Annotated in this window: 12 protein-coding genes; 2 read left to right on the plus strand and 10 right to left on the minus strand. The window is 69.8% G+C overall.

What is annotated here, in order from left to right; genetic code table 11:
- Nucleotides 1-42: 42 nt before the first annotated feature.
- From H5407_RS21020 to H5407_RS21055, 8 genes are all read right to left on the minus strand, one after another.
- Nucleotides 43-840, minus strand: a complete 798-nt coding sequence (locus H5407_RS21020; RefSeq protein ID WP_183106460.1) for a sterol desaturase family protein — start codon at nt 838-840, stop codon at nt 43-45.
- Between the two features lie 35 nt (nt 841-875).
- Nucleotides 876-1,652 (minus strand): helix-turn-helix domain-containing protein, encoded by a 777-nt coding sequence (locus tag H5407_RS24770; protein ID WP_183106461.1) that lies wholly within the window; start codon nt 1,650-1,652, stop codon nt 876-878.
- The gene (locus H5407_RS21030) at nt 1,649-2,833 is read right to left on the minus strand and encodes an MFS transporter (protein ID WP_183106462.1); all 1,185 of its coding nucleotides are present in this window, start codon (nt 2,831-2,833) and stop codon (nt 1,649-1,651) included. The genes H5407_RS24770 and H5407_RS21030 overlap by 4 nt, the downstream gene beginning before the upstream one ends.
- Nucleotides 2,834-2,835: 2 nt before the next feature.
- A complete protein-coding gene (arsN2, locus tag H5407_RS21035; protein ID WP_183106463.1) occupies nt 2,836-4,740 on the minus strand; it encodes an arsenic resistance N-acetyltransferase ArsN2 in 1,905 nt (634 codons plus the stop codon).
- The gene (locus H5407_RS21040) at nt 4,731-5,255 is read right to left on the minus strand and encodes a MarR family winged helix-turn-helix transcriptional regulator (protein WP_183106464.1); all 525 of its coding nucleotides are present in this window, start codon (nt 5,253-5,255) and stop codon (nt 4,731-4,733) included. The genes arsN2 and H5407_RS21040 overlap by 10 nt, the downstream gene beginning before the upstream one ends.
- A gap of 110 nt (nt 5,256-5,365) precedes the next feature.
- Complete coding sequence (locus H5407_RS21045) at nt 5,366-6,067, minus strand: MIP/aquaporin family protein (protein WP_183106465.1); 702 nt, start codon at nt 6,065-6,067, stop codon at nt 5,366-5,368.
- A 10-nt stretch (nt 6,068-6,077) separates the two neighbouring features.
- The gene (locus H5407_RS21050) at nt 6,078-6,581 is read right to left on the minus strand and encodes an arsenate reductase ArsC (RefSeq protein ID WP_183106466.1); all 504 of its coding nucleotides are present in this window, start codon (nt 6,579-6,581) and stop codon (nt 6,078-6,080) included.
- A gap of 34 nt (nt 6,582-6,615) precedes the next feature.
- Nucleotides 6,616-6,939 (minus strand): helix-turn-helix transcriptional regulator, encoded by a 324-nt coding sequence (locus tag H5407_RS21055; protein ID WP_183106467.1) that lies wholly within the window; start codon nt 6,937-6,939, stop codon nt 6,616-6,618.
- A gap of 108 nt (nt 6,940-7,047) precedes the next feature.
- Here H5407_RS21055 and arsD point away from each other — a divergent pair, with 108 nt between their 5' ends.
- Both arsD and arsA read left to right on the plus strand, forming a co-directional pair.
- The gene (gene arsD, locus H5407_RS21060) at nt 7,048-7,401 is read left to right on the plus strand and encodes an arsenite efflux transporter metallochaperone ArsD (protein WP_183106468.1); all 354 of its coding nucleotides are present in this window, start codon (nt 7,048-7,050) and stop codon (nt 7,399-7,401) included.
- 13 nt (nt 7,402-7,414) lie between these two features.
- On the plus strand, nt 7,415-9,178 hold the full coding sequence (gene arsA, locus H5407_RS21065; RefSeq protein ID WP_183106469.1) for an arsenical pump-driving ATPase: 1,764 nt from the start codon (nt 7,415-7,417) through the stop codon (nt 9,176-9,178).
- A 22-nt stretch (nt 9,179-9,200) separates the two neighbouring features.
- On the opposite strand, the gene mnmE is transcribed toward arsA, so the two are convergent.
- Together mnmE and yidC are read right to left on the minus strand one after the other, a co-directional pair.
- Nucleotides 9,201-10,607: a tRNA uridine-5-carboxymethylaminomethyl(34) synthesis GTPase MnmE gene (gene mnmE, locus H5407_RS21070; protein WP_183106470.1), complete on the minus strand. Its 1,407-nt coding sequence runs from the start codon at nt 10,605-10,607 to the stop codon at nt 9,201-9,203.
- 335 nt (nt 10,608-10,942) lie between these two features.
- On the minus strand, nt 10,943-12,492 hold a 1,550-nt coding region (yidC, locus tag H5407_RS21075; RefSeq protein ID WP_183106471.1), incomplete at its 5' end, for a membrane protein insertase YidC.

Consider the following 12,492-nt stretch of genomic DNA (forward strand, 5'->3'; position numbering starts at 1 on the left):
CGTGGGCGCCGGCCTGACGCCGGCTTCAGTCTCGACGCCTGCTCATCGCTCTCGGCCCGTCCGCCCCGGCACCCACAACAGCCGCATCCACGATGCCTGCTGGTCCGCATCGACGCCATAGGCCGCCGGCGATCGCCCGTGCGGCAGATGGGCGGTGCCCAGCATCACGTCCCAGATCATCAGCAGCTGGCCGAAGTTCACCTGCGGCGGGCGCCCCTGCGCATCGACCAGGGCGTGATGGGCGCGGTGCGTGGAGGGCAGCTGCACCAGGCGTTCCAGGACGCGCCCCGCGGGAGCCACCCAGCGGTGGCGGAACAGCCAGGCGTCCCAGGCGAAGGCGCTGTGGATGAGCACGTTGGCCAAGCCGAAGATCAGCTGTCCGATCAACACGAACTCGGCGCCGCCCAGCGCGACCAGGAGGCCCGCCAGCCACAGGTCCGGCATGAGCAGGTAGTAGACCCAGTTCTCGCGGTAGGAGACGCTGATGCTCATCGCCGTGGCCGTGTGATGGGTCTTGTGCAGCTGCCAGAAGAGTGCCGAACTGTGGGCCAGGCGGTGGTAGCCGTAGTGCAGCAGATCGGCCAGCAGCACATAGGCCAGGACTGCCCAGGGCAGCGGCCAACTGGCCAGCGGTGTCCAGGAGGGGCTGAGCCAGATCACGGCCTGCGCCGCCATCCACACGATGGCTGGCTTGATGAGGATGGCGAACTGGGCCAGGCTCAGCACGTCCACCCACAGCTCTTCGCGGGGGCGTCCTCTCCACAGGCGTCCGGCGAGGGCCTCCAGGATGCCGAGGACGAGCATCAGGCCGGTGACGGCCCAGACCTCCAGGTGTGTCATGCGAATCTCCTTTCTTGCGCGGTATGGGCGGCAATCTATGAGATGGGCAGCATCCTGACTTGAACGGTTTTGCGATCCGCTGCCTGCGAGGGCTGCAGGCCGAAGACACGTGTGCACGTGCGCCAGAGGTGCGAGGAGTCCGCGAAGCCGGCGGCATGGGCGATGGTCGTGGCATCCAGGGGCCCGTCCAGCAGGTCCATGGCGGCCCGCAGCTTGCGCCAGAGCAGGAACTGGCGCAGTGAGAGGCCGATCTCCTGCTTCAGCCAGCGCGCATGGGCCGCGGTCGTGCCGGGGTGGGTCTGCGAGAAGACCGGCCACACGGACTCCGCCTGGGCGGCGTCGCCGGTCCTCGCCATTCCATCCAGGAGCTCCAGTAGAGCTTGGAGCTTGGGGCTGCCCTCTGCGGGGCTGTCTTGCCCGAAATGGCCGAGCAACCGCGCCAGCCATTGGTCCAGCTCCAGGGCATTGCGCAGGGTCAGGACTTGCCTGGCCCAGTCGGCGGCCCTTTCCGGTTCGATGTCCAGGGCCTGCGAGCTCCTTGCCCAGCGCAGGAACGGCCGATAGAGCGCGTGCCCGGGCTCCACCGTCACGCTGATGTGCGGGCAGGCGCGCAGGAAGCGGCGGCGCCGGCCGGGTGCCAGCACCACGGCCCGCAGGCCCGGATGCCGCTGTCCGTCGATGTCGAGCGCCATGGCTTCGTCCCGCGCCACCAGGACCGTCACGCCGGGGCGCGCGTTGAAGCCGGTCGGCAGGTCTTGTGCGACCACCACGAAGCAGGCGCGGCCGAGGACGAGGGCGCTGCGGGCGCTCACGGCTGCGTCGCCTGCAGGCGGCCCAGCAGCATCAGCGTCCCGAATGCCAGCAGGCCCAGGGCGGTGGTCAGCCAGAGGGCCTGCCCCTGCCAGCGGTCCAGCGCGAGGCCGAACAGCCAGGGCGCGAAGGCCTGGATCATCCGGGCCGGGAACATCAGCAGACCCTGACGATGGCCATAGCCCTGCGCGCCGAAGATCACCAGCGGCAGGGTGCCCTTGGCGATGGTCAGCACGCCGTTGCCCGCGCCGTGCAAGAGGCCGAAGGCGGTGCCCGCCGGGGCACCGAGGATCAGCAGCCCGAGGCCACCCAGCGGATGCGCCAGCGTCGCCAGGCGGGCCGACAGCAGCGGATGCATGCGGCGCAGCAGGCCGAACTCGAACACGCGCGCGGCCACCTGCGCAGGGCCGATGAGCGCGGCGATGGCCACGGCCCCTGCCACGCCGATGCCAAAGCCTTGCAGCAGCCGCGGGAAGTGCGCCGCCATCGCCGTGCTGGTGAACCAGGTCGTGGCGAAAACGAAGGACAGAGCCAGCACCGGCCCCAGGCCCGGATCGGCGCCGGCCGCCGGCTCACCGGAGCTGCCCGGGCTTGCAGCGTTGGCGTCCTGCTCCGGCTCCGGCTCGGCGCGCGGCAGGCTCAGGTTCAGGGGCAGGCCCACCAGCACATGCAGCGCGGCCCAGGTCCAGCAGGCCTCGCGCCAGCCCCACTGCGTGGCCAGCCAGGCGCTCAGGGGCCAGCCCACCGTGCTGGCAAAGCCCGCAATGAGGGTGATGCCGGTGATCATGCGGCGGGACTCCAGCCGATGCAGCCGGACCAGGGTCGAGAAGGCGGCCTCGTACAGCCCACTGCCCATCGCGATGCCCATCACGCCCCAGGCCAGCAGCAGGCTGGCGAAGCCTGTGCTCAACGCCATCAGGGCGAGCCCGGTGGCGAAGAGCAGGCTGGTGCCTGCGAGCACCCGCCGGCCGCCCTGCTGGTCGATCATCCGTCCGGCACGGGGTCCGACCAGCGCGGACACCACCAGGGCCACCGAGAAGGCCGCGAAGATGTCCGGTGCCGCCAGGCCCAGCGCGCGGGCCATGGGCAGGGCCAGCATCGCCGGGAGGTAGTAGGACGAGGCCCAGGCCAGGGTCTGGGCCAGACCCAGGGCGAGGACCGTGGTGCTGCGGCGCTGGCGCATGCTCAGCCGCAGCAGCGCGAGGCCGGCGCGGGCGCTTCCTGGAGCGGCCTGGAGCCGCAGCCGGACGGAGATGCCGCGACGTTGGCCTCGACGGGCGTGGCGGACGGGGCGGGCCCTTCACCGAGCCAGGGTGCCTCGGCGGGCGTGCCGCAGCAGGCGCTGCTGCCGGCATCTGCGTCGGCATCTGCGTCGGCCGGGCGGAGGGAGCAGACGCCCGTCTCCGGCAGGTCCAGCTCGACCCGATCGGCGGCCTCCAGGTCTCCGGCCAGGGCGGCGACGACGGAGCGCGCCTGCTCGAAGCCCGTCGCCATCAGGAAGGTCGGCGCACGGCCGTAGCTCTTAACGCCCACGGTGTAGAAGCCCGGCTCGGGATGCGAGAGCTCGCGATGGCCGTGCGGCCGCACGGTGCCGCAGCTGTGCAGGTTCGGGTCGATCAGCGGGCCCAGGGCTTCGGTGGACTCCAGCCAGGGGTCCAGCCTGAGGCGCAGCTCGCTGGCCAGGTTCAGGTCGGGGCGCTGGCCAGTGGCGCAGATGATTTCGTCGATGCCAGGCAGCTCGACAGGCCGCTGCTGCGCATCCAGGCCGATCACGGTCAGCGGGCCCGACGCCTCGCGCCGTATCTCGGTGATGCGCAGGCCGCTGAAGAACTCCATCGCACCGCTGTCGCGCAGGCGCTGCAGCGCGCTGCCGAGCTCACCTCGCGCCGGCAGCGCATCGGCACTGCCTCCGCCCAGGACGCGCTGCAGCAAGGGTGATCGCACCGCCCAGGCCAAGCGCGTGCCGGGCGCCTGCCGTGCCAGCTCGGCGAGATACAGCAGCGCATTGGCTGCCGAATGCCCCGCCCCCACGACCAGGGTCCGCTTGCCTGCATAACGCATGCGCTGCGCGCCCAGGATGTCCGGGATGCCATAGAAGACTTGGCCCGCCACTGCGGCTTCACCGAGGGCCGGCAGGCCGTTGGCGCCGATGGGGTTGGGCTGGCTCCAGGTGCCCGTGGCGTCGATGACGGCGCGAGCCCGCAGCACCTGCTCCCGGCCGTCCTGCACATAGCGCACGACGAAGGCGGCCTGCTCGCGCCCGGTGCTCTTTACCTTGTCGTGGCCTTCGCGGCTGAGGGCGGTCACGCGGGCCCCGAGCTTCAGCGCGCGGGCCACCTGGGGCAGCGCCGCGAAAGGCTTCAGGACACGTTCGACCACCTCGGCGGCCAGAGGCAGCTCGGCATCGGGCGGCGCCGCCCAGCCCGTCGGCTTCAGCAGTCGCGCCATGCCGGCATCGACGTTGTACTGCCAGGGGGAGAACAGGCGCACATGGCCGTAGTCCTGCAGATGGGTGCCCACGCCGTTGCCGGCTTCCAGCACCACGAAGGGCAGGTCACGCTCGATGAGCTGGGCGACGGTTGCCAAGCCCACCGGGCCCGCGCCCAGCACCGCGACAGGCAGGCCATCCTCCCGCTTGGGCAGTTCACGCAGGGTGAGGCTCATGAAGGCGGCGCACGCGGGGCAGGCGCCCTGGAACTCGGCCGAGGCCTTGAGGGCCGCGGGCGCCTCCTCCAGTTTGGCGCGCTTGAAGCCGTACTGCGCGAAGTACTCGGGCGCGGTGACGGTCAGCAGATGGAGCGAGGCGATGTCCCGGGCGCGGGCCTGCTGCAGCAGGGTCTGCAGCATCAGCCGGCCGATGCCCTTCTTGTGCAGGCCCGGGGCCACCGCCACGGAGCGCAGCAGCGCCACGGCGCCGTAGACCTCCGCGCCGGCACAGCCGACGACTTCACCGTTCGAGACGGCCAGCACATAGGTCGCGAGGTGCTCGCGGGCCCCTTGCGTGGGGAGCTTGTTGGCCAGCAGAAGGGCCTCGACGGCGGGCCAGTCCGAGGCGCCGGCCTGGCGCAGGGAGACTTGGTTCAGCAGCATGATGGTCTGTCCTTGACGTTCTTGACGTCCTTGGCCTCGGGCGGCGGGAGGCAGCACATGGCGGCCTGGTCTTCCCGCAGGGCCTGAAGCAGCAGCAAGAGGGAGTGCTCGACGGCAGCGCGCCGGCGCTCACCCAGGCGGTCCAGCAACTGGTCCGCGTGGGCGTCGAGCGTGTGGTTCAGCTCATGGACGGTGCGAACGCCGTCGGCGGTGAGCGTGACGAGCCAGCTCCTTGCGTCGGACGGGTTCGGCTCCTTGCTCACCCAGCCACGGGCTGCCATGGCCTCCACCGCGCGCGACACCCAACTCTTCTCCAGACTCAGGCGCAGGCCCAGCTCCGACAGCGGCAAGGGCCCCGAGCGGGCCAGCTCGGTCAGCAGATGGCACTGGGTGCTGGTGGTCCGGCAGCAGTCCGCAACCACGCGCTGTGCGCGCGTGTAGAGGCGCGCCACCTCGCGTAGCAGGCTGCCGGGGCTGGAGGCCGAGGAGAGAGGGGTGTCGGAGCTGTCGGGCATTTGGGTGTGAATAGCAACGATCTGGGCGCACGATAGAAACCTTCGTTTAGGTTGTCAATAGCAACTATCTGGACCAAGAGAACGGGGCCAAGGCCCCGTGCCAGGGTCGATCAGGCGCCGTGCGCCTTGCGGGTCCCTGCGTCTTCGGTCGCGGCCGCAGCGTTGGCTGGGGCCAGGAGGCGTGCTACGACGACGGCCAGTCCCGCGCCCGCCAGCTGCGCCAACACGAAGCCCGGCGCGCTGGCCGGGGCGATGCCGGCAAAGCTGTCGCTGAACATGCGGCCGAACACCGCCGCCGGGTTGGCAAAGGAGGTGGAGGCGGTGAACCAGTAGGCCGCGCCGATATAGGCCGCCACCAGGGACGAGGCCCGCCCGGCCGGCGCGCGCAGGATCACCAGCAGCAGGCCGAAGGTGGCCACGGCCTCGGCGATCCACTGCCCGGTGCCGCCCCGCAGCTTGCCGGACCACTGCATGATGCTCAGGTCGAACATGGCGTGCGCCAGCCAGGCGCCCATCATCGCGCCCAGCAGCTGGACCAGCACATAGGGCCCGAGCAGGCCCTTGGGCAGCTCGCCGCGCGCGGCCATCACCAGGGAGACCGCCGGGTTGAAGTGCGCGCCGCTGAGTGGGCCGAAGACCTCGATGAGGACGTAGAGGCCGCCCACGGTGGCCGCGGTGTTGGCCAGCAGGGCGATGGCCACGTTGCCGCCGGCCAGGCGCTCGGCCATGAGGCCGGAGCCGATCACCACGGCCAGCAGCAGGGTTGTGCCCAGGCCTTCGGCCAGCAGTTTGTGAGAGGTGCGTGCAGTCATGACGTGGATCTCAGCGCTTGGCGATGGCGTTCAAGGCCGCCAGCAGTTCGGACTTGTCCAGGGTCTCCAGCGGCAGCGCCAGCAGCTGCAGCATGCGGTAGCCGATGGCCTGGCGGGTCAGCTCGAAGGCGCGGCGCTTGCCCTCGTCGCCGCCTTCGGCGTTGGAGGGATCCGGGTAGCCCCAGTGCACCTTCACCGGCTGACCGCTGCCACCGAAGAAGACCGGGCACTGCTCGGCCGCCGCGCTGTCGCAGACGGTGATCACGATGGACAGCGGCGGTGCCTCGGGCGTGGTGAATTCGTCCCAGCTCTTGCTGCGGTAGCCGCTCACATCGGCGCCAGCGTTGGTGAGTGCCTCAAGAGCGAAGGGATTCAAGCGGCCGCTGGGGGCGCTACCCGCGCTGAAGGCTCGGACGTCCCTGCCCAGCAGGGCGGCCAGATGGTTCAGCATGCCCTCGGCGAGCACGCTGCGTGCGGAGTTGTGGGTGCAGAGGATGAGGACGTTGGTGGTCATGGCTCGGTATCGGAAAGGGGTGAAAGGTGCCGGCTCAGCAGCCGCAACGGGCCTCGGTGGTGCTCAGGCAGGCCTCGCCCTGGCAGCATTTCTCGGTGAGAAAGGCCAGCAGCTCGTTCATGTGCCCGAAGGCGGCTCGGTACACCACATTGCGGCTGATGCGCTCCTGCGTCACCAGCCCAGCATGGCTCAGCTCCTTCAGATGGAAGGAGAGGGTCGCGGCCGGCACCTCCAGCGCTTGCGCAATGGCGCCAGGCGTCAGGCCCTGCGGGCCCGCGACGACCAGCAGACGAAACACCCTGAGCCTATGGGCCTGGGCCAGGGCAGCGAGGGACCGGACGACTTGTTGCTCTTCCATGGATTGATAATTCTATAGAATTGGAAATATTGATGCAAGACAAGCCGCAAGCCCGGACTCCGCGCGAGCCTTGTGCCTGTCCGACGATTGCCACCTCAGGAACCCACCATGCCCGCTCTCCAGATCTTTGATCCCGCCTTGTGCTGCAGCAGTGGCGTTTGCGGCCAGGACATCGACGCCCAACTGGTCCAGGCGGCCGCAGACATCGACTGGGCCCAGCGCCAGGGCGCAGCCATCGAGCGCTTCAATCTGGCCCAGCAGCCCCTGGCCTTCGCCCAGCATGAGGCGGTGCGCGGCTTTCTCGAGCGCTCCGGGCAGGAGGCCCTGCCCATCACCCTGCTGGACGGGCAGGTGGTGCTGGCGGGGCGCTATCCCAGCCGCCAGCAGCTGGCGCAGTGGGGCGGCTTGAAGGCTGTCGATGCCGGGGGCGCCAGCTGCTGCAGCGGCGGCAAGTGCTGCTGAACCAGGAGGCTGCATGAAGTTCATTGACCAACTGCCCCGCTTCGCGTTCTTCACCGGCAAAGGGGGCGTCGGCAAGACCTCCCTGGCCTGCGCCACGGCCCTCAAGCTGGCCGAGGCCGGCCGGCGGGTGCTGCTGGTCAGCACGGACCCGGCCTCGAATGTCGGCCAGGTCTTCGGCCTCCGCATCGGCAACCAGATCACCGCCGTGCCCGAAGTGGCGAAGCTCTGGGCCCTGGAGATCGACCCACAGGCCGCGGCACAGGGCTACCGGGACCGCATCATCGGGCCGGTGCGCGGCGTGCTGCCTGTGGATGTCGTCAAGGGCATCGAGGAGCAGCTGTCCGGGGCCTGCACCACGGAGATCGCCGCCTTCGACGAGTTCACCGGGCTGCTGACCGACGAGTCGCTGGTCCAGCGCTTCGACCATGTGATCTTCGACACGGCCCCCACGGGGCACACCATCCGTCTGCTCCAGCTGCCGGGCGCCTGGAGCAGCTTTCTGGAGGCCGGCAGGGGCGACGCCTCCTGCCTCGGCCCCTTGGCCGGCCTGGAGAGGCAGCGAGCGCAGTACAAGGCAGCTGTCGAGGCTCTGGCCGATCCGGCCCGCACGCGGCTGGTCTTGGTGGCCCGAGCCCAGGCCTCGACCCTGCGCGAGGTGGCGCGAACCCATGACGAGCTGGCCCGCATCGGCCTGACGCGGCAGCACCTGGTCATCAACGGCGTCCTGCCCGAGGGCGAGGGCGCGCACGACCCCCTGGCCGCCGCGGTCGTGCGGCGCGAGCAGGCGGCGCTCGCGGCCATGCCCGGCATCCTTGGCGAGCTGCCGATGGACCAGGTCCCGCTGAAGGCCTTCGACCTGGTCGGCCTGGATGCGCTGCGCCAGTTCTTCTGCGACACGACGCCGCCGGCATCGATGGCGCAGGCTGGGACGCTGGAGGTGCTCGGCGCCCCCACCCTGGCCCAGCTGGTGGACGAGCTGGCGGCGCCCGGCCACGGGCTCATCATGGTGATGGGCAAGGGTGGCGTCGGCAAGACGACGCTGGCCGCGGCGGTGGCCGTCGAGCTGGCGCGACGAGGCCTTCCGGTGCACCTCACGACCTCGGACCCTGCTGCGCACCTCACGCAAACATTGGCGGGCCAGATGGAGACCTTGACCGTCAGCCGCATCGATCCTCACGTTGAGACCCAGCGCTACCGCGAGCAGGTCCTGGCGGCCAAGGGCAAGAAGCTGGACGCGCAGGGGCGCGCCCTGCTGGAGGAGGACCTGCGCTCGCCCTGCACCGAGGAGATCGCCGTCTTCCAGGCCTTCTCGAGAATCATCCGCGAGGCGGGCCGCAAGTTCGTCGTGATGGACACGGCCCCGACCGGCCACACCCTGCTGTTGCTGGACGCCACGGGGGCCTATCACCGGGAGATCGCCCGGCAGATGTCAGGCTCGGGCGTTCACTACACGACGCCCATGATGCAGCTGCAGGATGAGGCGCGCACCAAGGTCCTGATCGCGACACTGGCCGAGAACACCCCGGTGCAGGAGGCCGCCCTGCTGCAGGAGGATCTGCGCCGGGCGGGCATCGAGCCCTGGGCCTGGGTGGTCAACAACAGCGTGGCGGCGACGCCGACCCAGTCCCCCCTGCTGCGCACCCGTGCTGCCAGGGAGCGGCCCTTCATCGAGGCGGTGGCGCAGCAGCATGCGAAGCGATACGCGGTGGTGCCCTTGATGGCGGAGGAGCCGGTCGGCGTTGCGCGCCTGCTGGGGCTGGTGGGCGGGCAGCGCTAGGCTTTGCGGCGTGGGGCGGGGTTTACTTCCCGATGCAGAACCGGCTGAAGATCTCCCCCAGCAGTTCATCCGCCGAGAAGGAGCCGGTGATCTCGCCCAGGGCGTCGTGGGCCAGGCGGAGCTCCTCGGCCATCAGGTCCAGCGCCGGAGGCTCGACCTCGATCTGGGCCAGCGCGAGCGTCAGGTGCTCGGCGGTGCGGCGCAGGGCCTGGACATGCCGCTCGCGGGCAATGAACAGCCCCTCGGGCACGGCGTGCCAGCCGGCATGCGCCAGCAGCGCGCCACGCAGCTCGGACAGGCCGGCGCCGGTCTTGGCGGACAGCTGAACCGCGTCCGCCGGCAGGGTCAGGTCTTGCCTGCTGCGGGCCTCCGTGCCGGTGTCGGCCTTGTTGTAGACCTGAAGCAAGCGGGCCGGATCAACCCGGGCCAGGCGCTCGCGGATCTCGGCGTCGCCGGCCTCGTAACCGGCCTCGCCCATGCGGGTGAGGTCGTGCAGGAAGAGCACCACGTCGGCCTCGGCGATGGCGTCCCAGCTGCGGGCCACGCCGATGCGCTCGACTTCGTCGCTGGTCTCGCGCAGCCCGGCGGTGTCGGTGATGTGCAGGGGCACGCCCTCGATCTGAATGGTCTGGCTGACCTTGTCGCGGGTGGTGCCGGGGATGGGCGTCACGATGGCCAGCTCGGCGCCAGCCAAGGCATTGAGCAGGGAGCTCTTGCCCACATTGGGCTGGCCGGCCAGCACCACCTTGATGCCCTCGCGAAGCAGGGCGCCCTGGCGGGTGCGGTCCAGCACGCTGTCCAGGCGGGCCTGGATGCGGCGCAGCTTGCCCAGGGCGTCGGCCGCCTGGAGGAAGTCGATCTCCTCCTCGGGAAAGTCCAGCGTGGCCTCGACCAGCATGCGCAGATTGATCAGGCCGTCGCGCAGCTCGCCCACCTCGGTGGACAGCGCACCAGACAGCGCACGGCTGGCGCTGCGGGCCGCAGCCTCGGTGCTGGCATCGATTAGGTCGGACACGGCCTCGGCCTGTGCCAGGTCCAGCTTGCCATTGAGGAAGGCCCGCTGCGTGAACTCGCCAGGTTCGGCCAGGCGCAGGTGCTTCAGCGATTCGATGCCGCCGCCCAGCTCCAGGCAGCGCGCCAGCAGCAGCTGCAGTACCACCGGCCCGCCGTGGGCCTGCAGCTCCAGCACATGCTCGCCGGTGTAGGAGGCCGGGGCGGGGAAGTGCAGGGCCAGGCCGTGGTCGATGGCGTCGCCATTGGCTGCACGCAGGGGCAGGTAATGGGCCTCGCGTGGGCGCAGGGCCCGGCCGCAGAGCTGCTCGATCAATGGGGTCAGGTCTTGCGGGGACGAGACGCGCACGATGCCCACGGCGCCCCGTCCGGGAGCGGTGGCGATGGCGGCGATGGGGTCGAGGTGGCGGGCCAGCATGGGCGCATTGTCCTATGCCTCGCCGGGCTGTGCTTCGCGGGGTGCCGCAGCACAAGGCCCATGAGAACGGCCCCGGGCGCGATGCTAGGGGCCGTGGAAGATGGCGCGGGGGAGGCGACCGCAGGTGCTCTCGTGAGCCCCGCGGCGGGCCTGTGATGCCGCCCGGTTGAATGGACCTGCAGCATCAGCTGCCCCGCATGTGCACCATTAAAGGTGAGGGTCGAGGCGAAAAAAAGCCCCCGATCACGGGGGCGATCGGGGGCTTCGTGCAGTAGTTTGCAAAGACCTCCGCAATGATCTTCGCGAAGGCCTTCGCGCTGACCGTTGCGCGAACCTCAGTTCTGCACGCCCATCTGCTTGTTGATGATCCACTGCTGCGCGATGGACAACAGGTTGTTCACCAGCCAGTACAGCACCAGGCCGGCCGGGAAGAAGAAGAACATGAAGCTCAGCGCCAGCGGCATCATCCACATCATCTTGGCCTGGGTCGGGTCGGCCGGGGTCGGATTCAGCGCAACCTGCAGCAGGCTCGAGGCCGTCATCAGGATGGGCAGGATCAGGAAGGGGTCGGCCGAGGAGAGGTCGGTGATCCAGCCGACCCAGGGCGCGTTGCGCATCTCGACCGTGCTCTGCAGCACCCAGTACAGGGCGATGAAGAAGGGCATCTGCAGCAGCATGGGCAAGCAGGAACCCAGGGGGTTGACCTTCTCCTCGCGGTAGATGCGCATCATCTCCTGCTGCTGCTTCTGCGGGTCGTTCTTGTAGCGCTCGCGCAGCTCGTTGATGCGCGGGCCCACGGCCTTCATCTTGGCCATGGAGCGGTAGGCGCTGGCGTTCAGGCCGAAGAAGGCGATCTTCAGCAGCACCACCAGGGCCACGATGGACCAGCCCCAGTTGCCCAGCATGCCGTGGATCTTGTCCAGCAGCCAGAACAGCGGCTTGGCGATCACGTAGAACATGCCGTAGTCCTTGACGCGCTCCAGGCCCGGGGCGAGCTCGGTCAGCTTGTTCTCTTCCTGCGGACCGGCGTACAGCAGGTTCTCGGCCACGGCCGAGGCGCCGGGATTGATGGCGGGCAGAGGGAAGACCTGGCCCACGCTGTAGGCGCCGGACTCGGTCTTCTTCACGAAGAACTCGCGCGGGCCGGCCGCGTTGTGCAGCCAGGCGGTGGTGAAGTAGTGCTGCACCATCGCGACCCAGCCGTCATCGGCGTGCTTGTCGTAGTCGGCCTTGCCCTTGTCCAGGTCCTTGAAGTCGAACTTCTGGAACTTGTTCTTGTCCGTGTAGATGGCGGGACCGATGAAGGACGCGGGTGCCATGTAGCCGGAGGAGGACTCCACGGCCGTCGGGCGCACCAGCTGCACATAGAGCTGCGGGCTGACCGGCGCGGCACCGGTGTTGACCACCTCGTGCTTGACGTCGATGGCGTAGTCGCCGCGCTTGAGCGTGTAGCTCTTGACCAGCTTGAGGCCGCCCTGCTCGGGGGACTCAAAGCGCACCGTCAGCGAGCTGGCGCCGTCCTTGAGCTGGCGCTCGGCGCCCACCACGTTCATCAGCGTGAAGTGGTTGGGGGCGCCGGCAGCACCGATCAGGCCGGACTCGGGGCGGTAGCTGCTGGCGTCGAACAGCACCACGGGCGCGGGCTTGAAGCCGGACGGGGCCTTGAGGCCCACGACGCGCATCAGCGGGTCCATGAGGCCGTGGGTCTCGGTGGTCAGGTGCTTGAGCAGCTCAACACGCACAAGGCTGCCGCCGCGGGTGTCGAAGGTGGCCTTGACTACATCGGTCGTGACCTCGAACTTCTCGCCGGCCGGCTGGCTGGCCGAGGCCGCCGCCGCAGGGGCCGCCGCGACGCTGGCAGCGCCGCTGCCGCTGGCCGTGGGCA

The organism is Mitsuaria sp. WAJ17 (genome assembly GCF_014174515.1).
Classification (GTDB): domain Bacteria; phylum Pseudomonadota; class Gammaproteobacteria; order Burkholderiales; family Burkholderiaceae_C; genus Roseateles_B.